General features: G+C 61.5%; 28 protein-coding genes, 1 tRNA gene and 2 pseudogenes. 11 read left to right on the top strand and 20 right to left on the bottom strand.

The window, feature by feature from the left end:
* Position 1 precedes the first annotated feature (1 nt).
* Together K6N12_RS20295 and K6N12_RS20290 are read right to left on the bottom strand one after the other, a co-directional pair.
* Complete coding sequence (locus tag K6N12_RS20295) at positions 2-754, bottom strand: amino acid ABC transporter ATP-binding protein (protein WP_097624722.1); 753 nt, start codon at positions 752-754, stop codon at positions 2-4.
* Positions 755-834: 80 nt separating this feature from the next.
* Complete coding sequence (locus K6N12_RS20290) at positions 835-1,713, bottom strand: ABC transporter substrate-binding protein (RefSeq protein ID WP_097624721.1); 879 nt, start codon at positions 1,711-1,713, stop codon at positions 835-837.
* 162 nt (positions 1,714-1,875) lie between these two features.
* On the opposite strand from K6N12_RS20290, the gene K6N12_RS20285 reads away from it, so the two are divergent.
* From K6N12_RS20285 to K6N12_RS20270, 4 genes are all read left to right on the top strand, one after another.
* Positions 1,876-2,931 (top strand): GlxA family transcriptional regulator, encoded by a 1,056-nt coding sequence (locus K6N12_RS20285; protein ID WP_097624720.1) that lies wholly within the window; start codon positions 1,876-1,878, stop codon positions 2,929-2,931.
* 171 nt (positions 2,932-3,102) lie between these two features.
* Positions 3,103-3,684, top strand: coding sequence for a TetR/AcrR family transcriptional regulator (locus K6N12_RS20280; RefSeq protein ID WP_097624719.1), 582 nt, complete (start codon positions 3,103-3,105; stop codon positions 3,682-3,684).
* Positions 3,681-4,043, top strand: coding sequence for a nuclear transport factor 2 family protein (locus K6N12_RS20275; protein WP_097624718.1), 363 nt, complete (start codon positions 3,681-3,683; stop codon positions 4,041-4,043). The genes K6N12_RS20280 and K6N12_RS20275 overlap by 4 nt, the downstream gene beginning before the upstream one ends.
* Complete coding sequence (locus K6N12_RS20270) at positions 4,036-4,416, top strand: TfoX/Sxy family protein (protein ID WP_097624717.1); 381 nt, start codon at positions 4,036-4,038, stop codon at positions 4,414-4,416. Before K6N12_RS20275 ends, K6N12_RS20270 begins: the two co-directional genes overlap by 8 nt.
* A gap of 38 nt (positions 4,417-4,454) precedes the next feature.
* On the opposite strand, the gene K6N12_RS20265 is transcribed toward K6N12_RS20270, so the two are convergent.
* From K6N12_RS20265 to K6N12_RS20225, 9 genes are all read right to left on the bottom strand, one after another.
* Positions 4,455-5,492, bottom strand: coding sequence for a 4-hydroxyproline epimerase (locus tag K6N12_RS20265; protein WP_097624716.1), 1,038 nt, complete (start codon positions 5,490-5,492; stop codon positions 4,455-4,457).
* Between the two features lie 53 nt (positions 5,493-5,545).
* Entirely contained in the window at positions 5,546-6,796 is a 1,251-nt protein-coding gene (locus K6N12_RS20260) for an NAD(P)/FAD-dependent oxidoreductase (protein ID WP_097624715.1), read from the bottom strand.
* Between the two features lie 82 nt (positions 6,797-6,878).
* Positions 6,879-8,156, bottom strand: a complete 1,278-nt coding sequence (locus K6N12_RS20255; protein WP_222148949.1) for an alpha/beta hydrolase — start codon at positions 8,154-8,156, stop codon at positions 6,879-6,881.
* Between the two features lie 593 nt (positions 8,157-8,749).
* Complete coding sequence (locus K6N12_RS20250; RefSeq protein WP_097624713.1) at positions 8,750-9,631, bottom strand: aldo/keto reductase; 882 nt, start codon at positions 9,629-9,631, stop codon at positions 8,750-8,752.
* Positions 9,632-9,846: 215 nt separating this feature from the next.
* Positions 9,847-10,482: a TetR family transcriptional regulator gene (locus tag K6N12_RS20245; RefSeq protein WP_097624712.1), complete on the bottom strand. Its 636-nt coding sequence runs from the start codon at positions 10,480-10,482 to the stop codon at positions 9,847-9,849.
* A gap of 19 nt (positions 10,483-10,501) precedes the next feature.
* Positions 10,502-11,173 carry a class I SAM-dependent methyltransferase gene (locus tag K6N12_RS20240; RefSeq protein WP_097624711.1) on the bottom strand — a complete coding sequence of 224 codons (672 nt, stop codon included), beginning with the start codon at positions 11,171-11,173 and terminating at the stop codon, positions 10,502-10,504.
* A gap of 283 nt (positions 11,174-11,456) precedes the next feature.
* Positions 11,457-11,753: a hypothetical protein gene (locus K6N12_RS20235; RefSeq protein WP_097624710.1), complete on the bottom strand. Its 297-nt coding sequence runs from the start codon at positions 11,751-11,753 to the stop codon at positions 11,457-11,459.
* Between the two features lie 154 nt (positions 11,754-11,907).
* Positions 11,908-12,288, bottom strand: a complete 381-nt coding sequence (locus K6N12_RS20230; RefSeq protein WP_097624709.1) for a cell surface protein — start codon at positions 12,286-12,288, stop codon at positions 11,908-11,910.
* A 191-nt stretch (positions 12,289-12,479) separates the two neighbouring features.
* Positions 12,480-12,800 carry a hypothetical protein gene (locus K6N12_RS20225; RefSeq protein ID WP_097624708.1) on the bottom strand — a complete coding sequence of 107 codons (321 nt, stop codon included), beginning with the start codon at positions 12,798-12,800 and terminating at the stop codon, positions 12,480-12,482.
* 270 nt (positions 12,801-13,070) lie between these two features.
* On the opposite strand from K6N12_RS20225, the gene K6N12_RS20220 reads away from it, so the two are divergent.
* Positions 13,071-13,820, top strand: a complete 750-nt coding sequence (locus K6N12_RS20220) for a class I SAM-dependent methyltransferase (protein ID WP_222148948.1) — start codon at positions 13,071-13,073, stop codon at positions 13,818-13,820.
* 30 nt (positions 13,821-13,850) lie between these two features.
* Here the strand turns inward: K6N12_RS20220 and K6N12_RS20215 are convergent.
* Positions 13,851-14,437 (bottom strand): annotated as a pseudogene (locus K6N12_RS20215) (hypothetical protein).
* 269 nt (positions 14,438-14,706) lie between these two features.
* On the opposite strand from K6N12_RS20215, the gene K6N12_RS20210 reads away from it, so the two are divergent.
* Positions 14,707-16,176, top strand: coding sequence for a hypothetical protein (locus K6N12_RS20210; protein ID WP_097624705.1), 1,470 nt, complete (start codon positions 14,707-14,709; stop codon positions 16,174-16,176).
* A gap of 33 nt (positions 16,177-16,209) precedes the next feature.
* Here K6N12_RS20210 and K6N12_RS20205 read toward each other — a convergent pair whose 3' ends face one another.
* Together K6N12_RS20205 and K6N12_RS20200 are read right to left on the bottom strand one after the other, a co-directional pair.
* Entirely contained in the window at positions 16,210-16,818 is a 609-nt protein-coding gene (locus K6N12_RS20205) for a pyridoxamine 5'-phosphate oxidase family protein (RefSeq protein WP_097624704.1), read from the bottom strand.
* 8 nt (positions 16,819-16,826) lie between these two features.
* On the bottom strand, positions 16,827-17,531 hold the full coding sequence (locus K6N12_RS20200) for an SDR family oxidoreductase (protein ID WP_097624703.1): 705 nt from the start codon (positions 17,529-17,531) through the stop codon (positions 16,827-16,829).
* A gap of 116 nt (positions 17,532-17,647) precedes the next feature.
* Here K6N12_RS20200 and K6N12_RS20195 point away from each other — a divergent pair, with 116 nt between their 5' ends.
* Positions 17,648-18,523 (top strand): LysR substrate-binding domain-containing protein, encoded by an 876-nt coding sequence (locus K6N12_RS20195; RefSeq protein WP_097624702.1) that lies wholly within the window; start codon positions 17,648-17,650, stop codon positions 18,521-18,523.
* 27 nt (positions 18,524-18,550) lie between these two features.
* On the opposite strand, the pseudogene K6N12_RS20190 reads toward K6N12_RS20195, so the two are convergent.
* Positions 18,551-18,846, bottom strand: a pseudogene (locus K6N12_RS20190) (hypothetical protein).
* Between the two features lie 15 nt (positions 18,847-18,861).
* Positions 18,862-19,041: a hypothetical protein gene (locus K6N12_RS20185; protein WP_097624700.1), complete on the bottom strand. Its 180-nt coding sequence runs from the start codon at positions 19,039-19,041 to the stop codon at positions 18,862-18,864.
* A 212-nt stretch (positions 19,042-19,253) separates the two neighbouring features.
* Here K6N12_RS20185 and K6N12_RS20180 point away from each other — a divergent pair, with 212 nt between their 5' ends.
* The 3 genes from K6N12_RS20180 (at position 19,254) to K6N12_RS20170 (ending at position 20,942) form a co-directional block, all read left to right on the top strand.
* Positions 19,254-19,775 carry a hypothetical protein gene (locus K6N12_RS20180; RefSeq protein ID WP_097624699.1) on the top strand — a complete coding sequence of 174 codons (522 nt, stop codon included), beginning with the start codon at positions 19,254-19,256 and terminating at the stop codon, positions 19,773-19,775.
* 129 nt (positions 19,776-19,904) lie between these two features.
* On the top strand, positions 19,905-20,150 hold the full coding sequence (locus K6N12_RS20175) for a DUF982 domain-containing protein (protein WP_025415228.1): 246 nt from the start codon (positions 19,905-19,907) through the stop codon (positions 20,148-20,150).
* Positions 20,151-20,516: 366 nt separating this feature from the next.
* Positions 20,517-20,942 carry a hypothetical protein gene (locus tag K6N12_RS20170; RefSeq protein ID WP_097624698.1) on the top strand — a complete coding sequence of 142 codons (426 nt, stop codon included), beginning with the start codon at positions 20,517-20,519 and terminating at the stop codon, positions 20,940-20,942.
* 55 nt (positions 20,943-20,997) lie between these two features.
* Here K6N12_RS20170 and K6N12_RS20165 read toward each other — a convergent pair whose 3' ends face one another.
* The 4 genes from K6N12_RS20165 to K6N12_RS20150 form a co-directional block, all read right to left on the bottom strand.
* Entirely contained in the window at positions 20,998-21,654 is a 657-nt protein-coding gene (locus K6N12_RS20165; protein ID WP_097624697.1) for a DNA methyltransferase, read from the bottom strand.
* Between the two features lie 155 nt (positions 21,655-21,809).
* Positions 21,810-21,886, bottom strand: a tRNA-Arg gene (locus K6N12_RS20160).
* Positions 21,887-22,008: 122 nt separating this feature from the next.
* Positions 22,009-23,529: an ATP-binding protein gene (locus K6N12_RS20155; RefSeq protein ID WP_097624696.1), complete on the bottom strand. Its 1,521-nt coding sequence runs from the start codon at positions 23,527-23,529 to the stop codon at positions 22,009-22,011.
* A gap of 159 nt (positions 23,530-23,688) precedes the next feature.
* Positions 23,689-25,686, bottom strand: coding sequence for a methyl-accepting chemotaxis protein (locus tag K6N12_RS20150; RefSeq protein ID WP_097624695.1), 1,998 nt, complete (start codon positions 25,684-25,686; stop codon positions 23,689-23,691).
* Between the two features lie 414 nt (positions 25,687-26,100).
* On the opposite strand from K6N12_RS20150, the gene rpmH reads away from it, so the two are divergent.
* Positions 26,101-26,235, top strand: a complete 135-nt coding sequence (gene rpmH / locus K6N12_RS20145) for a 50S ribosomal protein L34 (RefSeq protein WP_003570740.1) — start codon at positions 26,101-26,103, stop codon at positions 26,233-26,235.

Below are 26,235 nucleotides of genomic sequence, written 5' to 3'. Positions count from 1 at the left end.
CCTAGTGCCGGATCTTGTTGAGAAAGGCTTGCGTGCGTGCCTCGCGCGGCGCGGTAATGACCTGGCGCGCCGGCCCGGCCTCGACGATCTTTCCGCCGTCGAGGAACAGCACCCGGTCAGCGATGTCGCGGGCAAAGGCAATCTCGTGCGTAACGATCAGCATCGTGCGTCCTTCGGCGGCGAGCTCTTCCATCACTTTCAGAACTTCATGGACCAGTTCGGGATCCAGAGCTGAAGTCGGTTCGTCGAAAAGCATGAGTTTCGGCTTCTGGGCGAGCGCCCGCGCGATGGCCACACGTTGCTGCTGGCCGCCGGACAGCTCCAGCGGCGAGGCATCGGCGCGGTGCGTCATGTGCACTTTCGCCAACATCTCCAGGGCCAATTCGCGCGCCTCGCCGGCAGACAGGCCGCGGACCTTGCGTGCCGCGATCGCAACGTTTTCCGTCACAGAGAGATGCGGCCAGAGATTGAAGAGCTGGAAGACCATGCCCATCTCGGCGCGCTGTGGCGCAAGCTGCCGATCTCTCATCACCTGGCCGTTGCGAACGCCGATCCGCTCGCCATCGAGGCAGATCTCACCGGCACTCGGTTTCTCCAAAAAATTCATGCAGCGCAGACAGGTCGATTTCCCGGAGCCCGAGGGGCCGATCAGGGCAATCTTCTCACCGGGCGCGACGGTAAAATCGATCCCCTTCAGGACTTCGACAGGGCCATAACTCTTGCGCAGGCCCGCCACGCTCAAAAGCGCATTCATCGCAGTTTCCTTATGCTGTTGTGTCGTGGCGAAGAGGTCGGATGAAGGCCGCTTGCCGCAGCCTTCATCCGTCAGCCCGGTCAGCCGCCGGCTGCGCAGGAGGGAAGCTTGTAATCGCCGGGGCGGTCGACGCCGGCACGGAAGTTTGCACCCACCGGCTTGAACCAGACATCGGCGGACAATCCGTAGCGTGCGCCGATCTCTTTCATCTCACAGCTCTTCCACATATCGGCGATGATCGCGTCCATCTTCTGACGCAAATCGTCGTTCTTCTGGTTGAGACCATAGACGACCTGACCGAGCCCGGTGAGCAGCGGGAAATCCGCGCTGTTATCCGTGAAGGCAAGGAAGTGCATGTTCCAATCCGGGTTCTGCTTGATGGCGTAGGAAACCACCGGGGGGTCGCCGATGACGGCATCGATACGCCCGGCAATGAGATCGCGCACGGCAGCGTCGGATGTGTCGTAGAGCGAGAGCTCAATGCCCTTGATCATCTTCAGTTCCGGGACAAAGGAGAAGCCGGTGATCGTGCCGACCTTCTTGCCTTCCAGGTCGGAAAGCTTATCCCAGTTGGTCTTGTTCGACTGCATGATGCCGTTCTTGAAATAATGGATCGGCTCGGACAACGTCATGATCTTCGTACGTTTCTCAGTCCAGCCCATCGTGCCGAGCATCACGTCGACGCGACCGGATTGCACGGAGGCGATCGTACCCGACCATTCCATCAGCGCCGGCTGTATCTTGAGGCCGAGCTTGTCGGCGATGCGCTGCATGATCTCGCCATCGTAGCCGATCAGCTTGCCGTCCTGCCAGCCGGAGCCCGGCATGTCTCCCGTAAAGGCGACCGTCAGCTTGCCCTGCTCGGCAAGTTCGAATGCGTTTGCGAGCGGTGCCGATGCCATGAAGCTGCCTGCCAGCAGCGCGCACATCACCACCCTTCTCGAAAGAGAAAGTGCCATTGTTCTGATCCTTGATTTGTTTTTGGTTCCCCGGTCCGGTGGGTCTTGTCGCCGGATGTCGAGTTCGACGAGAGAGAGCTTGCCACCGAAAGGCGGCGTTGAATTTTAGAAATCGGACATTTTCTTTGAAATAGCGACATGGCTGACTTAAGGTCGGCCGCCATGAACACAGACGCCACCCCTTCAGATGCACCGGCCATCGAGCCGGACTATGTCCGCTGGCTCGATGGATTGTGGGCCGAACGGCTTTTGGCGGCCCGAGACCGCAAGGCCGATCTCTCCATTGGCATTCTGCTCTGGCCGAGCTTCCCGATGATGTCGCTGACCGGGATCGTCGAGCCCTTGCGGCATGCGGCCGATTTTGCCGACAACTCCCGACCCCTGCATTGCCGCTGGTCGATCATGGGAGCGCCGGGCCACGCCGCGGTGGCGAGCTGCGGCATCCGCGTGCAGGCCGATGCGCCCTATATCAACCCGACGGACTTCGACTATATCGCCGTCATCGGCGGTCTCCTGCCGCATCTACGCGCAGCACCCAGCAAGCATCGCGACTACCTTCGGGTCGCCGCATCCGCCGGAGTCCCGGTGATCGGCGTCTGCACCGGCGTCTTCGTACTCGCCCAAGAGGGCCTGCTGACCGGGCGCAAAGCCTCCGTTCATCCCTTCCATGCCGAGGATTTCAAGATCGCCTTTCCGCGCCAGGCATTCTCGACGCGCGACGACTTCCTGATCGAGAACGGCCGCATCACCGTTCCCGGCGGCGTCTCGATCCTGTCGTTGATGACGGAACTCATTGGCACCCATTGCGGTCCCGACCGGGCGGCCAAGGCAGTTCACCAGCTGTCTTTGACCGAGCACAAGGGCTTGAGCGCTTTCGACCAAGGCCGGGTTTCCAGCTTTCGACATGTCGAGGATTCCCGCATTCAGCGCGCGGTCGTTTTGATCGAGAGCCGCAAGGGCCGCGACGTATCACCCGAGCAGGCAGCCAGCATGATCGGGCTGTCGCCGCGTCAGTTCGGGCGCCTGTTCCAGCAAGGCATCGGCATGACCCCGAAGCGGTTCATCATCGAGACCCGCCTGCGTTATGCCCGCTTTCTGGTGGAGAACAGCACGCTCTCGATGACGCAGATCGCCTTCGAGACCGGCTTTTCGGATGCCGCACATTTCGCAACGGCTTTCCGCCAGAAATTCAACCAGTCGCCGCGGCAATTGAGATAAGGGATCTCGATTTCGGCTACGCGGCCTATCCGCGACGGAATCCTTAATCTCGTCACGTTGCCCATCTCGCCAGCGACATCGGAGGCATGATTGGTGAAAGTTTACGAAAGGCCTTGCACTCGCATTCTTGATCGGTCATTCTAGAACGATCAATAAAGAATCGAGGCGAGTGTGGGCAGAACGCGGGAATTCGATGAGGAGGCGGTGTTGAAGGGCGCGATGCAGGTCTTTCGCAAGCACGGCTATCAAGGTGCGTCGATCCGAGACCTGGAAGAGGCGACGGGCCTCAAAGGCGGGAGCATCTATCACGCCTTCGGCGACAAGGCCGGCCTCTTCGACGCGGCGTTCAGACATTATAACCGGACGGTCCTGGAGGGGCGGATCGAGCGATTTGCGCCGCCGGGGAGCGGCCTTAAAGGCTTGCGCGAACTGTTCCTTTCACTGCTGCATGAGCCCGACAACGGTTCCCTGGGCTGCCTGATCACCAACATGGCTGTGGAATTTGGAGGTGAGGTCAAAACGCATCCCCGTGTCGAAGCAGCGCTTGGTCTTCTTCGCAGCACGTTCCGCTCGAGGCTCGGCGAGTCGTCGATTGTGGCTCGAGACGCGGACGAAGCCAAGGCGGACCGGACAGCCGTCCGTCTTCTTGCCCTCTATCAAGGCCTCCTCGTGCTCATTCGCGGCGGCGAAGACAAAGCCCGCCTGCGGCAGGCGATCGAAGACGAATTCAATCAACTGGAGATACTGTTATGACGCCTGAGGCGCTATGGGATCGATATGCGGCCATCTGGTCGTTGGACGCTGACGCGCGCGAGTCGGAAATGTCGGCTTGCCTCGCCGACGATGTGACCTATTGCGATCCGAATGGAGCGATCGCCGGGCGAGCCGGTCTCTCGACTTACATGGCCGGCTTCAAGGAGAGTATGCCGGCAGGCCGGTTCATAATATTGAGCGTCCTCCATCACAATGAACGTTCGCTGGCACGCTGGGAACTGCGCCACGACGACGAGACCGTCCTGCAGACGGGGACAAGCTTCGCGGCGATGTCCGATGGCCGGCTCAGCGCGATCACCGGCTTCTTTGATCCTTCGGCGGGGCAGCCCCATGACTAGCGAGGCGACACGCCAGTTGGCGCTCGAATTTGCGAGCCAGATCGCCCCACCGGGCGCCATCGATGTAAGGCGGTTCTTCGGCGGATCCGCCCTCGTCCGAAACGGCGCGCAGTTCGGATTCGTCATGAAGGGCACGTTGTATCTGCGCGTCGACGCCGCGATGCGCGCGGAGTTCGAGGCAGATGGCTCGGAACCGTTCAGCTACCGCGCTGCCGGCAGGGATGTGACGGTTCGCCGCTACTACGCGGTGCCGGCGCATGTGATCGACGATCCCTCGCTGCTGCGCAGGTGCTCGGAGCGGGCAATTGACGCGACCCCGCTGCCCGGCCGCAAACGCTCAAACGCCAACCTCGCCGGCAGCATATCTGGTTGATGCCCATATCCACCCCGGCCCATCGTGGCCTTGGGCGTTCAGATCTCTCCCGCCGACGGCCCCCAGACATCCGTCAGCGCGAAGCCTGCGGGATGCGGGTCGAAGGGGTCGAGGGCCACCTGGGTGAGGCCGAAGGTGAAGCCGCGGCCGGTGATTGTTGGGATGACGGCCGGGCGGCCGGCCACCTCGGTCACCGCCTGCAGCCCGACCTCGAACTCGGAGCCGATGATCGATTTCGAGGTGAAGACATCGCCGACTTTCGCCTTGCCGCGGGCATGGAGCGCGGCAAGATTGGCGGAATTGCCGGTGCCACAGGGCGAGCGGTCGGCCCGGCCCGGCCACATGGTGGTGCAGGTGCGCACCGTGCCGTCGGCCTCGCTATCGCGGAACATCACATAGGCGACGCCTGATATCGCCGGAATCTCGGGATGGACGACTGTGATGTCGCGGTTGATCAGCTCTTTCAGGATCATGCCGGCCTGGACGAGGCCGGCGGCATTGGCCTCCTCGATCGTCAAACCGATCTGGCCGACATCGACCAGGGCGTAAAAGATGCCGCCATAGCAGAGATCGGCCTTGATCCGTCCCCAATGCGGCGTGTCGATCTCGACGTCGAGTTCGTGCACGAAGGAAGGCACCATGGTGAGCTTGACCTTCTCGCAGCGCCCGTCGCGGCAGGTTGCTACCGCCTTGACGAGGCCGGCCGCGGTTTCGAGCGTCACGATCGTCTCCGGCTCCTGCATCTCGACGATGCCGGATTCGAGCAAAGCCGTCGTGACGCAGATCGAGTTCGAGCCGGAGCTCGCATGCGCCTGATCCGGTTGCAGGATGATGAAGGCGGCATCCGCCTGCGGATGCCTTGCCGGCAGCAGCAGGTTGACCGAGCCAATCGGGGCGCCGCGCGGCTCCAGGCAGAGGAAGCGGCGCAGCTCGTCACCCTTCGGATCGGTGTTCAGCCAATGCAGTTGAGCGGCGATGGTCTCGCCGGGGATCTTCGGCACGCCGCCGATCGCGACGCGGCCGATCTCGCCTTCGGCATGAACGTCCAGCAGCTGGATCGTGCGCTTCCATCTCATGTCGTAAACTCCAGTTCGGATGTGACGGCCGAGGCCGCCATCGACAGTAAATCCTAATATCGGTCCATGCGGAACGGGGTGATGTCGAGAGGTGGCTTGAGCCCGGTCACCATATCGCCGATCAGCCGCGCTGTCGTTGCCGCATAGGTCAGGCCGAGATGGCCGTGGCCTGTCGCATAGAAAACCCCCGGCATTTTCGAGGACGGCGAAATGATCGGGATCGTATCGGGCAGCGCCGGGCGATGGCCCATCCAGTCCGTCGCCTCCTCGAGTTTGAGACCCGGCAGCGCGCGCTGGGCATGGCGCACCAGCACCCGCGGTCGGCGGAAATCCGGAGCCGCATCGAGGCCGGCAAGTTCGACATTGCCGCCGACGCGGATGCCGCCCGCCGTCGGCGTCACCATGAAGGCGCGCGCCGGCCAGATCATCGAATAGCGCATGGAGATGCCGGGTTTCATGATCTGCGTGTGATAACCGCGCTCGGTTTCAAGCGGGATCGGCTCGCCGAGCTTTTCGGCGAGGAAGCGGGTGTGGACGCCGGCGGCCAGCACGACGGAATCCGCCTCGATGCGGCTGCTGTCTTCAAGCAGCACGACGGCGGTGCCATCGCCCTTGCGCTCGATATTCCGGACCATACCGGAGACGAAGGCCGCGCCCGCGGCCTTGGCCGCCTCGGCAAGTTTGACCACCAGCTGATAGGGATCGCGGATCGACTTGTTGTCGGGCAGCAGCACGGCCTTGGCGATCGATGGGGAAAGAGCCGGCTCATAAGATTGAATGGCGCCGTTGCTCAACACTTCGAATTCGAGGCCGTAGCGCTGCATCATGGCGAGATGGCCGCGGTCGGCGGCAAATTCCGCCTCGGTCTCGTAGATCGCCAGACACCCCTCCTCGGTCATCAGCTCGGGCGCGCCGATCGCCTCGAGCATCTGCCTGAAATCGCCGAGGGCGCGCTGTGAGAGGCTCATGCCGGCATCCTCGATCGCGCGGAGGCGCGACGGGCGGCCGGCCGCGAGGAAACGCAGGAACCAGGGCAGCATCTTTGCCGCATATGAGGGCCGCAGCCAGACCGGGCCTTCGGGATCGAGCAGCCAGCCAGGCATTTTCTTCCAGGTCGAGGGGCAGGAACCGGCGACGAAATCGAGCGCGATGCTCGCCATATTGCCAAAGGAGGTGCCGCGGCCCGGCTCGCCCTTGTCGACCAAGGTCACCGCAAGGCCGCGCCGCTGCAGCTCGAAGGCGATCGAGGCGCCGATCACGCCTGCGCCGACGACAACAACCCTCTTCTTCGTCTCTTCAGCCATGCCATCAACCCACCCATACTGCAGACAGAATTGCCCTTCGCCACTCTGATATATCAGATCGGTAGTGATGCCTATGGATTTTTTACTGGCTTTCCGGCAGGCCGGCGCCGACGCTGTCGCCGACTGAGCCGACGGTATTGTCGACCGACCGGCCGAGGCGCTTCAACTGGGCGTCGTAGTTGCGGCGGGTGCGCGGATCGAAGATGGCGATCGGCGTGCTGACGGCGACGCTGACGGCACTTCCGGCCGTCTGGGCAGCGCCCATCGCCACTGCGCCGACGGCTTCGCCGAGGCCGACATTGGAATCGGTGATCGTCTGGCCGGCAATCAGCCGGTCGCCAATCAGCTTCACCACTTCGGGGCTCTCAGCGAATTTGCCGTGGTTCAGCCGGTCGCCGCCCTTGAGCTTGGTGAGATCGAGCACGGTGATGCCGGCCGCCTCCAGCTTGCTGCGGTAGGGCTCGACCGAAGGATCGATCTGGCCGAGGCGATCGACATTGCCGGAAATGCGCCGCGACAACGCCAGAGCCCGGTCATCCCTGGAGACGAAGATGGTGAAATGCGGCCGGTCCTTGCCGAGGCTTGCGAACTGGCGGCCGAAGACGTCGACATCGAGATCCGGCGAGGCGAGGATGACGTTGTTGATCTTGGACGCGACATGACCATTGCGGATCGCCATCTGCCTGAGCGCTTCGACGGTCAGCCACGTGCCCATGGAATGGGCCATGATGGTGACGTCGCTGACGGCGGGATTGGCGGCAGTGCGGGTCAGCAATTCCTCCAGCGCGTCGCGGGAATAGTTGGTGCTTTCCTTGTCGTAATTGTAATCGAAGATGCTTGCGCGTGAGGGCCAGGTGAAGACGACGGGAGCGACGTCGGCATGCGAATCATGGACGATCTGGGCGAAGCGGTAGACGGCATCCTCATACCGATTGTTGAAGCCGTGCACGAAGACCAGCACCCGGCGGCTCTTAGGCATATGGCCCTTCAGCCAGGTCTCGCCCGCCCGCTCGCCTTCGAGCGGATCGACCGACACGGTGACGAAATCGCGTAAGGGATCGGCCGGCAGCCGCGTTGGCCATTGCACCTGGCCGACCTTGCGATTGGCCTCCGGCGGGATCGAAACATCGACGGCATTGACGGTAAGTCCGGTGCCGCGTTCGCCTGAGAAAAGCACGGCCGGATTGTCGTCGGCAGCGCGCGTTGTCGCGACGAGAAGGTCCACCTTCGACGTGCCCGAGGGAACGCTGCCCGCCGCCTGCATGACGCCGACCGGCCTGCCGCCGCAGCCGGCGAGCGCGAACGCCGCCAGCAGAAGACCTGTCAGAGCCGCCCGCGGGCCGCGCCATCTGCCGATCATGACCAAACTCCAACCGGTTCGCGCACCGACAGGCGGCGCCCGTTCAAATAGGCCGACGACAGCCGCAGAGTCAAATTGCCTAGAAGGAAGAGCTTGATTGGGAAAACGAAAAGAGCCTGGCGCGGGAGGAGGTGTGCCAGGCTCTTGATCCTGACTGACAACTGGGAGGAGGAGTGTTGTCAGTCCGATGTAAGAGCGCTGGGAGGAGGAGTGCGCTGCTTACGAAGATAGTGATACCCCATTCACTTGATCGGGAATAGCGAAAATACCGCAATGCAGCATTGCACTCAGTGCAAGGCTTGCCTAGGAAACAGCAGGGAGGCGCCTCATTTTGCGGCATGTTTGACCAGGTGGTCAAAATTGTGCCGAAAAATCTTGCTGCAACTCAGAGGTCGCCGCCTGCCGCTCATCCTCCCGCCCTTTCCCCTCCCCAACCCCTCCCACAAGGGGGAGGGGCTAAAGACGGTGAAGGTCTTTGTCTGTTGTTACCGTTCGACGGATTGGTGCGATCGACGGTTACTTGAAGCGGTGCAGCAAGTTGGCCCCTTCCCCTTGTGGGGAGGGGTTTTGGATTGGCTCCGCCGGTCAGCTCCTCAAGCCGCCTTAAAGACCTTCCGGCCCTCGGCATCGAGTGCGGAGAATTCCTCGTCCGACAGCGTGATATCCACAGCCGCGACGTTTTCTTCTAGATGCTTGACCTTGGAGGTGCCGGGGATCGGCAGCATCACCGGGCTGCGCTTCAGAACCCAGGCGAGCGCAATTTGGCTTGGCGCGGCATTGTGTTTCTTGGCGATCGTGTCGAGCAGCGAGCCGGGCTTGGCGAGATCGCCGGCGGCCAACGGGAACCAGGGGATGAAGCCGATATTGTGCTTGGCGCAGTAATCGAGCACGTCTTCGCTGGTGCGGTCGACGAGATTGTAGCGGTTCTGGACGGTGGCGACCTTGAAGTGCTTCGAGGCCGCCTCGATGTCGGCGACGGAGACTTCGCTCAAGCCGGCATGGCGGATAAGACCGGCATCGAGCAGCGATTTGATCGCATCGAATTGCTCCTTGGCCGGCACCTTCGGATCGATGCGGTGCAGCTGCCAGAGGTCGATCTGCTCGAGCCCCAGATTGCGCAGGCTCTTATGCGCCTGCTGGATCAGATATTCCGGGCGACCGACCGGCAGCCAGATGTCGGGGCCATGACGGGTGAGGCCGCCCTTGGTGGCGACGATGGATTTGCCGCCATAGGGATGCAGCGCCTCCTTGATCAGCCATTCGGAAATATCGGGACCGTAGGAATCGGCGGTATCGATGAAGTTGACGCCGAGTTCCGGCAGGCGCCTCAGCGTGCGGATGGATTCGGCATGATCGTCGGGCTCGCCCCAGATGCCCTTGCCGGTGACCCGCATGGCGCCGAAACCGAGACGGTTGACGGCGATCTCGCCGCCGATCTTGAAGGTGCCTGACTTGGCTGCATTATGACTGGACATGATCTTTCCTCTCCTGGTCAATGAAATCGTTAAAGTGGGTGGCGCAGCGCGGTGCCGCCGGGTTCACCGGTCATCGGCGCGCGGTGATGATCCGCCGATCACGGTGATATCGAGACTATGGCCTTTATGACGCTTGCACATATAGGAGGGAGCCGCGGGCACGGACAGGGACGGAACCGAAAATGCCGCAGGGTGCGCGGATTGAGCGACCGACATCAAAGCCTGGTCTTCGCCTCGTCGCCGAATTCAGCCAGGATCCTCCAGAGCTCGGCGAAGATTTCCTCGGCAAAATCCTGCGGCGCGGCACCCGGCGGGCGCTGCTGCCAAAGTTCGGCCCCGACGCGCAGCGCGCCGATGACGACCGCCGCGAGAATGCGCATGCGCGACCGCTCTTGCGGATCATTTCCCTTGCGCAGAAGCAGCGCCTCGGCGAGCTTCTGCTCCAGCCTGGCATATTTCAGCTGGTCGCGGGCGTTCAGCGCCGGCGTGCGATGAATGAGTTCAGCGAGCGCCAGGCCGCGCTCGTCGACAGCGGCGATGACGGTGGCGATGATCGCCGCCTCGACCACGGCCACCAAGGGCTCTTCTGCCGGCCTTGCGGCGATCGCAGCCATCAGCCGATCGGCGAAACTGTCCTGCCAGGCAAACACCACCTCTTCCTTGGAGGGGAAATAGTCGAAGAAGCTGCGCTTGGAGACGTCGGCCGCTTCGGTGATGTCCTCGACGGTCGTGGCCTCGAAGCCGCGCTGGAGAAAGAGTGTCATCGCCGCCTGCTCGATGCGCTCGCGCGTCTGCCGCCGCTTGCGTTCCCGCCTGCCTTCCCCGGTCGCCGTCCGTTTGCTGTCAGCCATGTCAGCCCGGCATCATCACTCAGCCGCCGGTTTCGTTGGAAAAAGCGGCAATATCGTCGAGTTCGGCTTCGCTCTCACGATAGCTGAAGCGCTCGCGCGACAGCTCAAGCGGTTTGCGGCGGGAAATCCTGTAGACGGAGGCCGGCGGCAGGTTGCGCACCGTGCCGCCGATGCGCACCGCCTTCAGGCCGAGACGGTCGAGGATCGGCCGCGGCACCGGGCAGCGCGGCCCATAGGTAAATTGATAGACGGCCCCGCCCGGCCGCATATAGGCGAAGGCTCCGGCCAGGATCGAGGCGATCTTGCGCGGCGACATCGATAAGAGCGGCAGGCCGCTGACAACGGCGCCGACCGGTTCGCCCTCGAAAATATCGGCATGGGCGAGCTGGGCCGCATCCATCTGCAACACACGCGCCATAGGGAAACGCGCCTGCAGCGCGGCGATGAATTCCGGGCCGTACTCGATCAGGGTCAGATCCGCCTCGCTGACGCCGCGCGTCAACAGCGCCCGGGTGAAGACGCCGGTTCCGGGGCCAAGCTCGATGATCGGCCCGTCGAGCGCGGCAATTTCACTGGTCATGATCCTGGCAAGCGAATCGCCCGACGGCGCGATGGCGGCGACACGAAGCGGGTTGCTGATCCAGGAGCGAAAAAAATGCAGGAAATCGGAGCATGCAGCCTTTGCGGTCATGACTATCCCACCTGTCTGAAATTCGATTGATTATGAAATGCGACCATCGCGGCGAGCATGGCAATTCCAAGGCAGACGCATCAAACACCTGTGCGAACAGGCGATTTGCGCGGTTTTTTCTGTCGAAATCTCTGTTGATTTTTCACTTATTGCATTTTTGCAGTTGATGCAAGATTTGTGGAAGACGGTTGTACCGGTCCCTACAGCAAAAGGCGGCCCAAAAAGGCCGCCTCCATATTGCCGACAAAGTCTGCCAACTTGGCCGCGAACGGCGGGGCGCTCGTCAATAGTTGCAGCTGGAGCTGCTCGTGGGGTTGAAGCCGAGTTTGCAATCCATGTTGAGGGGCTTCTTCGGGTTCATCATATAGTGTGTCGAACCCATGCTTTCCGCGCGCTCGCCGATCGAACCGGTCGTGCGCCTGTCATGTTCAACCTTGGTTTCCTGAGCAACCGGGCGCGCTGTCGCACCTTGCTCCGTCGCGCTCGACTGGAGGGGAGCTGCCGTGGCCGAAAAGGCAGAGAGGCCGAGGATTGCACTGAAAGCGGCGGCGGTCAGGCCGCTCTTGAAGGTCGTGGTCATAATCGTCTCCTTGGGAGGATTCAGGGAATTTGCGCCCCGGAGTTAGGAAGGCGATCTGTCACATACTACGGCGCCAAAATGGAGGTCACGGATATGTGAGCGGCCCCATGATCGAGAAAGAGGCGGCTCAGGGCCGCCTCTTTCATTTGCCGGCTCAATAGCCGTTATCACAAGGCATGCTGCCGGGACCGATCGATCCGGAAAACGTAGGGTTGCACATTTCCGGGGCTGCCGGTCTGTTCACCGGCTGGCGAACGATGGAGCCCGTGGTGCCGGCTTCGACGCCGAAGGCGGCAAGCGGATACCAGTAACCGTCGGAATGGCGGCGGGTGCCGGCGCGCTCGGTGTGAAAGCCCTGATATCCATGCCAGGACCCGGCATGTGGTTTATATTGCACCATTTTTTCGGCTTGGAGATCGGGCGGCCGAACTGCCTGGACAGGTGCCGCCTGCGCCGGCGCGATCGACGCGATCGACGCGAGGGCGAGAAAGGCACTGAGCACCGTGGTGAAAGGGGTCAGTCTGAGCGTCTTCATGATAAACCCTCCTTCGTGGATTTACCTGATGAAAATGCCTTTTCCAGCTGCCTGGTTCCTCGCTCACATGCAGCTTCCAAAACTCGTGATTGCAGGCGATCCGGCGTGACCAAAGCGCCGAAAAACGTGAAAAGTCGCGATCGGCAGACGGGCTCAAACGGCGCCAGGGTGGAAATCTGAATTCTCTGTTCTCAATTCGCGTATAATGTCCGGTAGCCCTGGCCGGAGAGGCAGGCGACATATTGCCGGTGGGCCGCAGCGCGCGCTATCGTTTCCGCCTCCAGCTCGTCGGCCTGAGCGTAGCCGGTCAGCTGGGCCCGCAGCTGATACTGCTTCCTCGCCTCGTCATACATGGCGTTGCCATCGGTCATGCAGATGCCGTGCGCAACAGCAGGCGGATTGACCGGCACGCCCACCGCCAGGAGCACCGGATCATTGGCATGGTCGATGCAGCCGGCAAGCGCCGTCATCATCGCAAGGACCGCCAGAGCCCGAAAAATACCCACCATCATGCAATCCTCCGGCCGAAGCGCCTCTGAGACTCATCAGACCTGCGGGTACATCAGCAAGGTTGCGCGAAACTAAAGCATGTCGCGCAAAAGTGTGCCGCGGTTTTGCGGCAGCGACATGCGTGAAAACAAAGAGCTAAAGCGCGTCGCATGAATCAAGTTTGACGCGACGCGCTTTAGGCACACCGGCATCGAAAGTTTAAATATTGCTTAAACGTTATATTAATGCTTACTTATAGTCGCAGACGCTAATCTCTCCTGGGGAGGAAGATTATGGCTTCGCCGTGGGTAAACGATGCGCTGTCACACGCGCGGTCAGCCTTTTCAAGCAAGATCCACACGGATATTCTCGAGGTTGGCGGCGGCTCCCGCACCCATATTCCCTTGGAGGGCGCCAGATATACGGTGCTGGATATCTCGAAGGAGCAGCTCGAGAGGAACCGGGATGCTTGCGAGCGGATCCTCGGCGATGCGCAGACTATCGACTACGGAGACCGCCGCTTCGACGCGTGTGTCTTTTGGGACGTACTCGAGCATCTGGAAAGCCCGCGCGCCGCCTTGCTCAGAGCCCACGACACCCTGTCCCCCGGTGGCCTGGTCTTCGTCAAGGGTCCGATCCTGAATTCGACCAAAGGGATCTTCACCGACCTCACGCCCTGGTGGACCCACGTCCTGTTCTACCGCTACGTGCTGCGGCAGAAAAACGCGGGAAAACCGGGTTATGCCCCGTTTCGCGTCGAGCACGCCGCAGAGGCATCGCATTCGGAGATCGCCGGGACACTGAAGGAACTCGGCATGGATATCGTCTTCGTCGGAGAATATGTGTCGACCCAGGTGCATGCGCTCAAGGACCGAATTCCTCCGCTTTATTGGCTCTATGAAGCCTTCGGCCTTCTGCTGCGCACGGTTTCGGCCGGAAGGATCGGCGGGCGGGAGACGGAGTTCCTGATCGTGGCAAAGTGCCTTCGTCCCCACCAAACTCTATATAGCACTTCGGAATCCCGAAATTGGCTGCGGCATTGAAATCCCTCAATATTTTCCGAGGGTCATAGCTCACGAAGCGCGGCGAATTTCGGGATCCCGAAGCGGTGGGATTCGGGATTCCGAAGTGGCGTTTTTTTCTTCCGGCCGACGCGCCCGCGTTTGTCGGCGGCAAGTTTGCGGTCGGTCTCGGACCATTTCCGGCATCTATCGGCCGTGCATTGTTTCCACTCGTCGGTGGCCGGCGCGCCTTCATGGTCGCCGACAAATGTCAGGGTGAAGCGGTTGGGATGCGCGACCCCGCTGCCTGCGCGGCCGCGGCGAACTTTGACCAGCCCCTTATATGCCAATTCATCAAGCGCATCGGCGACATATTCGCCGGTGACGCCGTAGGACACGAACTGGGGATGGGTCACGACAAGCTTGCCGTTTTCCAAGGCGGCATGGGCGGTGTGTTCGATGATGATGCGGAAGAAGGCGCGGCAGGCATTGGCGCTCAATGTCGTGAATGCCGGCGATTCCAGCAACTGGATCGTCAGCCATTGCCAGCGAAGGCTGCCGTCATCGCTCCTGCCGGGCGGAGCGGTATGTTTTCGCACCATCGCCCGCGTCTTTCCGGCACTGGTTCGGCTCTTGTCGCGCGGGTTGAATTCCACCATCAGCCCCTAACCCTCGTTGCCAGCCGATCCTTCGGCAAGACTCCCACCTTGCGAGGCCGGGAATTCTGCGGGCGACAGCGGAAGTTCGTCCGGACGATCATTTCGCCAACGGGAAAAAATTTGCTCGACATTCAGCATTCCATGGTTGCAATTGCGTGCAACATATCGCAAGCACGATCCACAGGATAGGAAAATATTCTTAGTTTTGATCTTATATCACCGAGGCCTTCCTGCTAGGATCTCGGCAGGAATGTCAGAGGCCAGCCAGCATGAAATCACCGCACTGGAGAAGACTTGTCTGGTTTTGCGTCTGTGTCACGCTCTCCGGTCCGGCGTGGTCCGATGACGGCGTCACAATCCCCAGCTATGCGCCGGCGACCGGCGCCGAGCGCGGCTACAGCGTTCAGAAAGCCACCGAAAGCGATATGTCGTTCTGGTTCGACAAGCCAGGTGCCGCGGTGACGGCGCGCGGCGTATTTCGCCAGCGCATGACGGTTCTGTCGCGGGATGAAAGCGGCATGCGGGCCCGCTGGTCCCTCAATGCCGAATTGCCGGAAGGCACTGCTGGCCCTACCGACAGCTATCAGATGAACTTGCTCTATCGGAACTCCCTTGCAGTCTATGGCACCAGCACGCTCGAGCTGGAAACGGACCTGAACGGCTTTCCCACCAACCTCTTCGGCGTCGATGGGATCCTGGCGCATATGCGGGAAATGGCCGCCAATGGACCAGGTGGGACCGCGCCCGCGGAAAATGGGGTCAATGGTATCATCGGCAAGATAGAGCAAAACCCGCTGCTGATCGTCACCGCCTTGGTGCCGGAGGCGCAGCTGCTTGCGACCGGACAATTCTATCAGGATCAGGTCATGCAGATCGGGCAGCCCGCGGCGGCGTCGCGGATCGAGGATTATAGCGGCGTCAATGTCCCCGTGGTGTCGACCTGGACCCTTGAGTCCACCGACGCTGCCTCCCACACGGCAACTCTTTCCCTCTCGGAAGAATTCGATCCCGCAGCGTTGAGTCAGTCGCAGCAGCCGGCGACGGCAAAGATGATGGCGGCCTTTCCCGAGCGGGTAAAGAACCTTACCGCCGATCAGCTGGCTTCCATCAAACGCGCCGGCAAGACCCGAAGCGCCAAATTCGTCGTCTCGCTGGACGATGGTTCGGCGGTCGAAGCCACCGAGATCGTCAGCGTGACCACAGGCGGATTTACGCTGCGCACCTACACCCACATATTGCGGGACGACATGCCGGCGCGCTTGCCGCTCCCCGCCGTGGTGACGGCCAAGGTATTGCAGACGCCCGATCTGCATGTCGAGCCGCTGCCATCTGCCAAGGCCGGGCCGGGCATCCTGGACGAGCTTTCCACGCCGCCTTCGCCGCCGGAATCGCAGGAGACGGCGGTGGTGACGGAAAAAGACGGGGCTGAAGCGATCGCGCCCGTCTCGCTCGAGGTGAAGAGCGCCGAGGTCGCCCGGTCTCCCATCTCTTATGATCGGGGGCTGACTATCGTACTCACGCCGGAAAGCACCGCCAAATTCCGCGATTTCACGCAAGCCGCATTGGGACGGCAAACGCAGTTGCTGATCAACGACAAGGTCGTCATGGAACCTTGGATGAGGGAGCCGATCATGGATGGCCACATTGTTCTGGCGGGCACCGATGGAAAAGATCTGGAAGCGATGGCGGAACAGTTGAGGGTTCCGGGAGCTTCGATCGTCGTCCGGCTGCGCCCATGAGGGTGCGCCCATTCCATATCATGGCCTCCCAGATTATGGATTGACCCATCGACAGGCGGCAAGAGCGCCCGTCTCGTCATAGGTCGACAGCGCCCTTCGATTGCCCTGCCGGCGCAACTGGAACCAGTCCAGCATGCGGGCGCGAAAGATCAGCAGGCCGAAGTGCGGCTTTCCCTCCGCCTCATCCGCAGGCTTTGGTAGAACCGCCTCATCGATCATGTCAAAACCACACTCGTCGCCGGGCGGACCGCCGGTGTAGGTCGTCCGCGTCCAGGGGGAGAGCGTGTCCCAGGCGGCGTTCGCCTGATCGCTGCCGGAGGCATGCAGTTCGACCGTTCCCTGAAGGCGAAACTGCAGCCGCGTCTGCGGGCAGAAGCCGAGGACTACGACATGGGGATTTGCCGAAAGCTCCCGCCATTTCGGGCTGCGGCTATCGGTGTGAAATTCCAGAACCCGCAATGACCCGTCGGCGCGCCGCAAGACCACCATGCGCGCCTGCGGCCTCGCCTCTGAATCCACCGAGCAGAGGTTCACGAACCGGAAACCCGACTGCGGATTTGACGCAGCCGTTTCAAGCTCCCGCCATGCGGAAGCGTCTATATCCGCGAGGTTCGGCGGCACGGCCTCATGATCTGTTTCCATGGCCTGACTCAGACGGAACGGGTAATGCCGCCGTCGACGCGGATGTTCTGGCCAGTGATGTAGCCGGCGCCCTCGGAGAGCAGGAAGGCGACGGTCGCGGCGATTTCCTCGGCTGTGCCATAGCGGCCCATCGGCACGCTGTCGCGCCGCGCGTCGGTGGCCGGCAGGCTGTCGATCCAGCCGGGCAGGACATTGTTCATGCGGATGTTCTTCGCCGCATAGGTGTCGGCAAAAATCTTGGTGAAGCTTGCCAGCCCCGCCCGGGCGAAGGCCGAAGTGGGAAACATCGCCGATGGCTCGAAGGCCCATGCCGTCGAGATGTTGACGATGCCGCCGCCGCCCTGGGCCTCCATGATCGGCGCGACCAGCCGGATCGGCCGCACGGCGCTGAGGAAATAGACCTCCATGCCCTTGTGCCAATCCTCGTCGGTAATTTCGAGGATCGGCGCACGCGGCCCATGGCCGGCGGAATTGACCAGCGCATCGATCCGCCCCCATCTCTCCATCGCCAGATCGACGAGCCGCTTCACATCGTCATTGACCAGGTTCGAGCCGGTGACGCCGACACCGCCCAATTCCTTGGCGAGCGCCTCGCCCTTGCCCGACGAAGAGAGCACCGCAATGCGATAGCCGTCCGCAGCCAGCTTCCGTGCGGCGACAGCACCCATGCCGGAACCGCCTGCGGTGATGAGAGCGACTTTTTCTTTAGACATCGAAGCCTCCAATCGTTGAATTGCGAAGCAGTATGCCAGAGACAGCGCCGACTTTCGCCTCAGAAAGAAACGTGTCAGACTGTAGAAAATCTACTGGAGAGCCTCCGGAAATCTCAATGGCCCAACCCCGCCGCAAGCTGCCGCCGCTGAATGCGCTCCGCGCCTTCGAGGTCTCGGGCCGCAGGTTGAATTTCCGCACCGCCGCCGAGGAGCTGGGAGTGTCTCAGGGTGCGGTGGCGCAGCAGGTCCGCGCGCTGGAGGATCAACTCGGCCTGATGCTGTTTCAACGTCTGCCGCGCGGTCTGGCTCTGACCCCGCAAGGCGCAGCCTATCTGGCGGATGTGACCCGCGCCTTCGACACGCTCGGCGAGGCGACCGGACGGCTTCTCGCCCGGCCGGACGCCGTGACGATCAGCGTCACCCCGACGGTCGCCGCCAAGCTGCTGATCCCGCGTCTCGCCGAGTTCAAAGCCGCCCTCCCCGACGTGGAACTGCGAACGGTCGCCACCGAGGCGCTGTCGGACTTCGACCGCGATCAGGTGGACATTGCGGTGCGGCTGACCCGCGGGCCCTTCCCAGCCTCGCTGGAAACAAGGCTGCTGTTCCGCCAGGAACTGGTCGCCGTCGCCAGCCCATACCTCGTCAAGGGCCTACCCCTTCCGCTGACGGCCGATGCGCTTCGCAAGCTGCCGCTTCTGCATGACGCGGTCAGCCCCTGGCCGCTCATCCTGCGATCGCGCGAGAAGCTGCCGGGCGCGGTGTTCAACCACACCACGCTGGCCCTCGATGCCGCGCTCGCCGGCCAGGGCGTCGCTTTGGCCTGCCGGGCGTTCGTGGCGGCGGATCTCGAGGCCGGGCGGCTGGTGCAGGTGACGGATGCGACGACGCTGATCGAACCGGACTATTTCCTTATCCGCAAACGCGCGTCATCGCCGCGAAAGGCGGTCGATGCGGTATGGCACTGGTGCGCGGCGCGGCTGTCGCTGGGCTAAACCCATAAACCGACGCGAAGTCGGATTTCAATCCTTGGGTTCAGGGATCAGGCGTATCAGCGTTCCGTTAGACGCCGCGCCGCTGATTTCGTTGAGATCTGCCGAAGCGGTCCGCGAGCGATGAGCATCTCTGGCGCAAGGTGTTTTCCAGGCCCCGGATCGGCAAAGGCTGAAAACGCGTGATCCGACTCGAGCATCGCCATGAATGATGTCGCGACGATTGCTTCGCCGCAGGCGGCGCATCGAAGAATGTACGAATCGAAGTGCACAATCGATTCTGTTTCGTCCAATCCGCACGATGGGCAAGCCAACATATTGTTCATTTGTTCACTCCAGCCCTATGAGGCGGCGGCCAGGACGATGGCGATGACGAGCAGTATGGGCCCCATCCACTTGAAGTGACGAACCAAAGGCGGATTGGCGGAGTAGCCGGGCAGCGGCAGATAACCAAAGCCGACCGAGGTCATCCACAGGCCTGCGCAAAACATGATGATTTCGTCGATATAGGCTGCGATCATGGCTCTCCCGCCGTCGTAGGGACTGTGATGCTCTGTCTCGACAAGCGGAGCCGCTCTATCCGAGCCGGACAGCGATCTCCAATTAAACATCTGGCGGCACTTTCGAAAAGACCGAAAGCTAAACCTAAGGTGGCAATGCCGTTCCGAATCCCCTAAGCATCCGGACTTATCATCGAACGCGGCCCGCTACTGCCAACTCGTGGAAATATCACATGCATAACGCCAAATTCATGCGCACCGCTGCCATCTCGCTATTCGTTGCTTTTCAGACATTTCAGGCCGAACACGCCCTGGCCGCTTCGGCCAATGAAAAGTTCTTCGATGCCGCCCTTTGCAAGCCGCCCTATTCGATAACATCGGCAACCGAAATCTATGATGCCGCGGAAGCTCTGGCCAAGCCGGACACGTCGTCGCTGGGTGCAGCGATCTACAAGATCCCGAGCCAGATCGGCCACGACGGCTTCAAGTCGACGGAGGTTTTCTTTGCCAGCAATGCGGTCGGAATTCTGGTCGAGGGCCAACGCGCTGACGATCTGGCGAAAAAATACGGGTTGAAGCCGGAGACCTCGGACCTGCTTGGAACCTCCACCAAGGGCTATGCGCGCGAGCTTCCAGCCGATCAGCAGCCTGAGCCCGGACTTGCCGGGCCTGGAAAAGTTTCCATCGCCGCCCGCCAGGGGGATGCCTTCAAAGGCAAGACATTGCTGGCGTGCGAATTCGCCCAGGATTTCTAAGAGGCGCCGCATAAGCCTGCAGTCGGCTTTGCTGAAAAAAACATCTCGCTCTAGCCGTCGCCTCGCCACGCGGGATAAACCGCCTTATGTGAGGAGACGGCAGAGAGCACGCAGCGGAGGTCCTGAGACATGCAAACCATTTGGAAGAAGCCGGTGACGTTAGCCCTTGAAGGCCCGGATCAGTGGGTGGTCATCCAGACGACCCAGGCGGCAACATGGGCGTTGATCGAAGACTGGCCGACCGAAGAGGGGCCGGCCCTGGATCGGGCCTGCGCGGTTTGCGCGGATGTCATGTCGGGCAAACGAAACCGGGAAGAGGCGCGGCAGGCCTTCATCGAGGCTGCGATCGAAGCCGGAATCCCGATCAAGGAGTAGGGCCAGGCATTTTGGACGCTGTTGGGCTTGATGCTTCCACCGAGAGGCGCGAGCCGGCGGCTTCCGGCACTGGGGCGGCTTTTGTCCTGCGGGTTGAACTCCCCTATCAGCCCCTCAGCTTGGCCGCCAGCGCCTCCTTCCGAGAAACGACAGAAGAACTCGTTTTTCACAGATGCGGAGGGAAAGACCAGGCGCCGACATTGCCAATCGCCACAATATTCTCCGGAATTCAACATTCCATGGTTGCAACGGCAAGCAATCTAGCGTAAGAACATTCCATGAACTAGGAAAAAAATCTTAGGGCATTTTTGAGGTCACCTGATCCCGTCAGACGGTGGCAGGTAATTGAACGTGGTGGAGGCCAGGATGCGAAAGGTCGGCATGAGGAAGAAGGGCGCGATGGTCTATGGCCAGCGGCTACTGGCTTTGGTTTCGATCCTGCTGGGAAGCGCCGTCCAGGCCTTTCCCTGCGATCAGCCGGTCGTGATTTCCAACTGGTCGCTCTGTGCGACCGGCAATGTGAGCGCTGAGGGTGGCGCCGCGGATTGGAAAGTCGTTCCGGCATGGACACGCCAGAAAGCCATAAGCGCGTATTTCGGAAATGAGCCGCGGCTCTTGGCAAACCACGGCCTTTGCAACGAAAAATTCCAGCGCGTGGTTACCTGCCTGCCGGGATGGGAAATGGGCGATCCGGATGAGTGCTCATATCTGATTTGCAGTGGCTATTACTCATCCGCGTACGGCAAGAAAGAAAAGGAAGACTTTGAAAGAGATTTCCCGGCCGAGCAATAGTTTTTCGCTTGGCTGCCTTGGGGCACAGACTGTAACGGCTATCGCGGCGAACTTTTCATCCGCCTGTATTCTTGAACACGAGGCATTGGGTGAAGCGGTTGCCGCTTTCCACCGCTTCAGACCAATTCACCACAATTTCCCCTTCAAGCATCATGACCTTTGACAAAGCTCTTCCCAGATCCCAGGCAAGGGGGGAGAATTTTTCGTTGGTCAGATTATCGGCCTGAACGACAAGATAGGCATTCGTCTTCATGCGTTGGCAGATCTGGCCGTATATTTCCTGCATGCGTTTCAGATAAACGTCATAGCCGTCATAATCGGGATCGCCGTTGTAAAGCGGGTTCCATTTATGCCAATGGGGCATGTATGGTGGCGATGTGATGCAGAAATCCATCTCGGGAAGGCCGAAGGCTGCCAGCCCCGCGCTATCACCGCAGAAGAGATGATCCTTTGTCGTGATGCGTTCCCTGACCCATTCATATCTCTGCCGGTCGGCTTCTATCCCATAAGGGATTCTGCCATTCTGCTCGCAGACAAAGAAGGTCGTCCCTAGGCCGACAAAGGGATCGAAGACGGCGTCTCCTGATTTTGTGAACCGATCAAGCAATGCCGACACCAAAGCGCCGGGAAACCTTATTTCATCGCCGTTCTGAAAATCCGGCAAGGGAAACTGATGTCGGTTGGAGACGGTCAATAATTCTGAAATTGTCACGGCAAATTTCCTCCGCAGGCAACTGCCACCGGACACAGTTCCTCCGATGGGACCATAGGAAAAGATGCTGGTCAGTTACGCACAATATCAGAGAGCCACGTCAGATGACGTTGCCCATCCGGCACTGAGTGCAATTAAAGCTGCTAAAAAGGAAGTGGCGCACCCGAAGAGATTCGAACTCCTGACCCCCAGATTCGTAGTCTGGTGCTCTATCCAGCTGAGCTACGGGTGCGTGCAATTGCGGCGGTGCCGCTTGCGTGGGCGATCCTCTAAAGCGTCCTTCGGGACAATGCAAGAGCATTTCGGAAAAAATCGCGCGTTTCATAATTTGCGGCCGCGGCTTTCGAAATCCGGTCACTTCTCAAGGTGCGTCCGGCTGCGGTAATCCTCCAGCGAAACCGGGCGATCGGGAATCTCGATGCGGAACTGGGTTCCCACCGTCGGTTTTTCCACCAGCGCGATCGTGCCGCCATGGGCGAGCACCAGCTCGCGGGCGATCGTCAGGCCGAGGCCGGTGCCGCCGGAGCGGGCGGAGCCGCGGAAGGCGGCAAACAGGTTCTGGCGCGCCTTCAGCGGCATGCCGGGGCCGGTATCATCCACAGTGATGCTGACGACGCTGCCGACGCGCTGGGCGGCGACGGTGATGCGCCTGACGGCGCCAGGGGCAGCCTCGCCCGGCGCCGTCAGCGCCTGCAGCGCGTTGCGGCAGAGATTGTGGATGACCCGGAACAGCTGCTCGCCATCGGCATCGACCTTGAGATCGGCGCCGATCTGCTCGGTGAATTCGATGCCGCTTTGCGGATCGATCGCCAGCATGTCCTTGACGTCCTGGGTGAGTTCCAAAAGCGGGATATGGCGGCGGCGCGGGGCGGATTCGCTCGCCTTGCCGTAGGACAGCACCTCGGTGGTATAGCCGACGGCGCGGTCGATGGTGCGCAGGAGCTTCGGGGCGAAGCTCTTGACCATCGGATCGTCGACATCGACCAGCCGGTCCGACATCAGCTGCGCCGAGGCCAGGATATTGCGCATGTCGTGATTGATCTTGGAAACGGCGAGGCCGAGAGCGGCGAGGTTCTTCTGCTGCTTCAGCGTCTTCTGCAGCTCCATCTGCATCGAGGTGAGGTTGCGGCCGGCAACCGCCAGTTCGTCGCGGCCGCCCTCGCCGATATAAATATGCGCGGGGTTTTCCGGATCGGAGGAGAATTGCTGCATGCTGCCGGTCAGCCGGCGGATCGGGCCGATCAGGATGCGGTTGATCGCAAAGAAGATCAGCGTCGCGGTGAAGAGCGAAATCAGCACCGATAGCAGGAGAACGTTGCGGGAATAGGCAAACATCGCGGTGCGCAGCTGCCTGTCCTTCATCACCACCTCGACGCCGGTATTGGTGTCGCCGACCGGGCCGTAGACGCGGATCATCCGGCTGCCGCCGAAGATCAAGGTGTCAAGCGCATCGCGCATCGCCGTTGCCGGCGGCACGTCGGTGAGATCATAGGCTTCATCGACGGAGGTCGGCATATCGGTCGTCGCCAAGAGCCGCGAGGTGCCATCCTTGCGCAGCACGATTGCCTTGGTGCCGGTGGCCTCGAGCGTCTCCTTCTGCAGCGCGCGCGGCAGCTCGACCGGCTGCAGCCCATCGATGACGATGGCGGCGGCAGCGGCCGTGTTCAGCCTGTCCTCCAGCCAGCGTATGCGCATGCTGGCGACCGAGGGGAAGAAGATCAGGATTTCAGCGAGCATGATAAAGAAGACAGTCAGCCAGAGCAGCTTGCCCGACAGTCCGCCGAACATACCGGCAGACGGGCACGGCGCCCTTGCGGTCTCGCCGGTCGCGGGGGTTTCGGCCGAAGGATTGTCGCCCTGATCTTGTACCGGCATTTTTGTCTCGCCCGATCGGCAACCTTCCAGCCGCCTTCACCGTTGGAGCTTTATATTAGACCAAAAGGCTCCGCTTTCAAATCTTTGCGAGCAGCGTCATGTCGTCACAAAGAAACGCCGCCCGGAGGCGGCGTTTCAAAGCGCATGATCGATAACAGATCAGAACTCTTCCCAGCTCTGTTCGGCGGCGGCCGTATTGCCGCCGAAGGCGCGGGCGACCTTGGCGATCGCCCGGCGGGCGGGCGAGGCGACCGGCCTTTGCGGCTCGTTGCGGACAAGCGCCACCGGTGCCGGCGCGTCATCCGACAGCCTGAAGCGGGAGATGAGGCGGACCAGTCCGCCGGCCTCGGCCGAAAGCCTGTGCGTGGCGGCGGAGGTCTCTTCGACCATCGCGGCATTCTGCTGGGTCACCTGGTCCATCTGGTTGACGGCGGTATTGACTTCCTTGAGGCCGGTCGACTGTTCGGTGGCAGCCGTGGCGATCGAATGGATATGATCGTTGATGGCGATGACGCGGGTGCCGATTTCCGCGAGCGCCTCGCCGGTCGCCTGGACGAGTTTGACGCCGACCTGGACCTCGTCGCCCGACTTGGTGATCAGCGCCTTGATGTCCTTGGCGGCCGTTGCCGAACGCTGGGCGAGTTCGCGCACTTCCTGGGCGACGACTGCGAAGCCCTTTCCGGCCTCGCCGGCGCGTGCCGCCTCGACGCCGGCGTTCAGCGCCAGCAGGTTGGTCTGGAAGGCGATCTCGTCGATGACATTGATGATTTGGCTGATTTCGCGCGAGGCCTGCTCGATGCGGCCCATGGCTTCGACGGCGTTGCGCACGACGACCCCGGAAGCGCCAGACTTGTCCTTGGCTTCGGAGACCATGACGGTTGCTTCATGCGCCCGCTCGGTGGAGTTCTGGACGACGGCAGTAATCTGGTCGAGCGCTGCCGATGTCTGTTCGAGGGCGGCCGCCTGCTGCTCGGTGCGTTTCGACAGGTCGTCGCTGGCATTGCGCAGCTCGGCGGTGTTGCCGTTCATGGCCTCCGTCGTCTCGCGCACTTCGCGCATGGTCGCCTGCAGGGTGACGAAGGTATTGTTGACGTTCTGCTGCAACTCGGCGAAGGCGCCCTGGAAGCTGCCGCGCATCGTCTGGGTCAGATCGCCTTCGGCAAGGCTTGCGATGACGCGGCGGGTTTCGCCGATGCCGGCATCGACGCTCGACAGCAGCGTGTTGATGTTGCCAGCGAACTGGTTGAGGTTCTCGTCCTCATAGTCCTTGTCGATGCGGTGGCCGAAGTCGCCGGCCGCAGCCGCGGCGACGACGACGGACATGCTCGACTGCAGGTCGTCGCTCTTGGCGCGCATCGCCGCCTCCTGAGCGTTCAGGCGCTTGACGGCTAGGCCGTTCGCCTTGAAGACCGCAACGGCGGCGGCCATCTCGCCGATTTCGTCCTGGCGTCCGGCAAAGGGAACCTCGGCTTCGAAATTGCCGCTGGCGACCTCATTGATCGCCCGGGTGACGCGCTTGATCGGGCGGCTCAGATGGCTGGTGCCGATATAGAAGCCCATGCCGATGCCGACCGCGATGCCGATGCCGGTGATGCTGAGGACGAGCATCAGTACCCAGGTGCGGAAGCTTTCGATCTCGGTATTGACGGTTTCGAGCGCTGCCTTGTCGGTGGCGACGACCGCGTCGATTTCGGCTTGGAACGCCTTGCGGTTGGCGCGGTTGGCGTCATTGTTGCCCTGGGCGCTGGCGGCCTCGGGGCCGACTTCGGTGCCGAGACGGGCAGTCTCCATACGGAAGGTGCGGAATTCCGCAGCGCGGGCGACGAGCTTGGCGAAATCGCCCTTCTCGTCTTCCGGAACCAGCGGCGCCCAGCCCGCGATAACCTTGTCGATCTCGTCGAGGCCGGCCAGCAGGCCCTTGGCGAAGTTCGGCGTGTCCTTGATCGACTTGGCCGCATAGATGCCGCGCGCTTCCATGACCACGGCCGTGACGAAGCGGTTGAGGCGTTCGCCGGCATAGGCGCGGGCGGCAGCCTGCTCGTAAGCCGTCAGGTTGCGATTATATTCGTGCATGGCCGAGAGCGCCGTTGCGCCGATCAGAAGCGCCACCGCGCCCATCACGCATACCAACAGATTAATTTTGCCGCGGATCTTCAATGCTGTCTCCTGAGGTACGCCACTGCCTGGAAAGCAAATTCCAGCCGATGACCTGAATATCGGCGAAATTTATTAAAGTTAGATTTCCATTATTTACGATTATGGCTGGGGAAATTATCCATGTGGACCCTGGCCGGGACGCACAAAGCCCTGAAAACCGGGCGATCGGTCTGCCGCGCCGACAAATCACAACCAGTCGGCGCAGATCGAATTTATTAATACCGGAGTGCGAAAATACTTGCCGAGTTGGTGCTTGCAGCGAAATTATCCGGTATAATTGACTTTCACCGGCTTCATCCCTATAAGCCGCCGCACGTCCGGTCACTCAGCCTTTTATGGCCCGCCCGTTCGAAAAATAACGCTCCTTGCATTATGCAAATTCAAGAAGGGCCGCACTCCGCGGTGTTTAAATAAATGAAGCGTACCTACCAACCATCCAAGCTTGTTCGCAAGCGTCGCCACGGCTTCCGTGCGCGCATGTCTACCAAGGGTGGCCGCAAGGTCATCGCCGGCCGCCGCGCGCAGGGCCGCAAGCGTCTTTCGGCTTAA

The sequence above is a fragment of the Rhizobium redzepovicii genome (assembly GCF_019793435.1).
GTDB lineage: Bacteria > Pseudomonadota > Alphaproteobacteria > Rhizobiales > Rhizobiaceae > Rhizobium > Rhizobium redzepovicii.
Note: the sequence above shows the minus strand (reverse complement) of the source record. Positions and strands in the feature narration are given on the sequence as shown.

Coding starts and splice junctions, on each gene's coding strand:
- K6N12_RS20295 (WP_097624722.1), bottom strand. CDS start 754: ATGAATGCGCTTTTGAGCGTGGCGGGCCTGCGCAAGAGTTATGGCCCT.
- K6N12_RS20290 (WP_097624721.1), bottom strand. CDS start 1,713: ATGGCACTTTCTCTTTCGAGAAGGGTGGTGATGTGCGCGCTGCTGGCA.
- K6N12_RS20285 (WP_097624720.1), top strand. CDS start 1,876: ATGAACACAGACGCCACCCCTTCAGATGCACCGGCCATCGAGCCGGAC.
- K6N12_RS20275 (WP_097624718.1), top strand. CDS start 3,681: ATGACGCCTGAGGCGCTATGGGATCGATATGCGGCCATCTGGTCGTTG.
- K6N12_RS20270 (WP_097624717.1), top strand. CDS start 4,036: ATGACTAGCGAGGCGACACGCCAGTTGGCGCTCGAATTTGCGAGCCAG.
- K6N12_RS20265 (WP_097624716.1), bottom strand. CDS start 5,492: ATGAGATGGAAGCGCACGATCCAGCTGCTGGACGTTCATGCCGAAGGC.
- K6N12_RS20260 (WP_097624715.1), bottom strand. CDS start 6,796: ATGGCTGAAGAGACGAAGAAGAGGGTTGTTGTCGTCGGCGCAGGCGTG.
- K6N12_RS20255 (WP_222148949.1), bottom strand. CDS start 8,156: ATGATCGGCAGATGGCGCGGCCCGCGGGCGGCTCTGACAGGTCTTCTG.
- K6N12_RS20250 (WP_097624713.1), bottom strand. CDS start 9,631: ATGTCCAGTCATAATGCAGCCAAGTCAGGCACCTTCAAGATCGGCGGC.
- K6N12_RS20245 (WP_097624712.1), bottom strand. CDS start 10,482: ATGGCTGACAGCAAACGGACGGCGACCGGGGAAGGCAGGCGGGAACGC.
- K6N12_RS20240 (WP_097624711.1), bottom strand. CDS start 11,173: ATGACCGCAAAGGCTGCATGCTCCGATTTCCTGCATTTTTTTCGCTCC.
- K6N12_RS20235 (WP_097624710.1), bottom strand. CDS start 11,753: ATGACCACGACCTTCAAGAGCGGCCTGACCGCCGCCGCTTTCAGTGCA.
- K6N12_RS20230 (WP_097624709.1), bottom strand. CDS start 12,288: ATGAAGACGCTCAGACTGACCCCTTTCACCACGGTGCTCAGTGCCTTT.
- K6N12_RS20225 (WP_097624708.1), bottom strand. CDS start 12,800: ATGATGGTGGGTATTTTTCGGGCTCTGGCGGTCCTTGCGATGATGACG.
- K6N12_RS20220 (WP_222148948.1), top strand. CDS start 13,071: ATGGCTTCGCCGTGGGTAAACGATGCGCTGTCACACGCGCGGTCAGCC.
- K6N12_RS20210 (WP_097624705.1), top strand. CDS start 14,707: ATGAAATCACCGCACTGGAGAAGACTTGTCTGGTTTTGCGTCTGTGTC.
- K6N12_RS20205 (WP_097624704.1), bottom strand. CDS start 16,818: ATGGAAACAGATCATGAGGCCGTGCCGCCGAACCTCGCGGATATAGAC.
- K6N12_RS20200 (WP_097624703.1), bottom strand. CDS start 17,531: ATGTCTAAAGAAAAAGTCGCTCTCATCACCGCAGGCGGTTCCGGCATG.
- K6N12_RS20195 (WP_097624702.1), top strand. CDS start 17,648: ATGGCCCAACCCCGCCGCAAGCTGCCGCCGCTGAATGCGCTCCGCGCC.
- K6N12_RS20185 (WP_097624700.1), bottom strand. CDS start 19,041: ATGATCGCAGCCTATATCGACGAAATCATCATGTTTTGCGCAGGCCTG.
- K6N12_RS20180 (WP_097624699.1), top strand. CDS start 19,254: ATGCATAACGCCAAATTCATGCGCACCGCTGCCATCTCGCTATTCGTT.
- K6N12_RS20175 (WP_025415228.1), top strand. CDS start 19,905: ATGCAAACCATTTGGAAGAAGCCGGTGACGTTAGCCCTTGAAGGCCCG.
- K6N12_RS20170 (WP_097624698.1), top strand. CDS start 20,517: ATGCGAAAGGTCGGCATGAGGAAGAAGGGCGCGATGGTCTATGGCCAG.
- K6N12_RS20155 (WP_097624696.1), bottom strand. CDS start 23,529: ATGCCGGTACAAGATCAGGGCGACAATCCTTCGGCCGAAACCCCCGCG.
- rpmH (WP_003570740.1), top strand. CDS start 26,101: ATGAAGCGTACCTACCAACCATCCAAGCTTGTTCGCAAGCGTCGCCAC.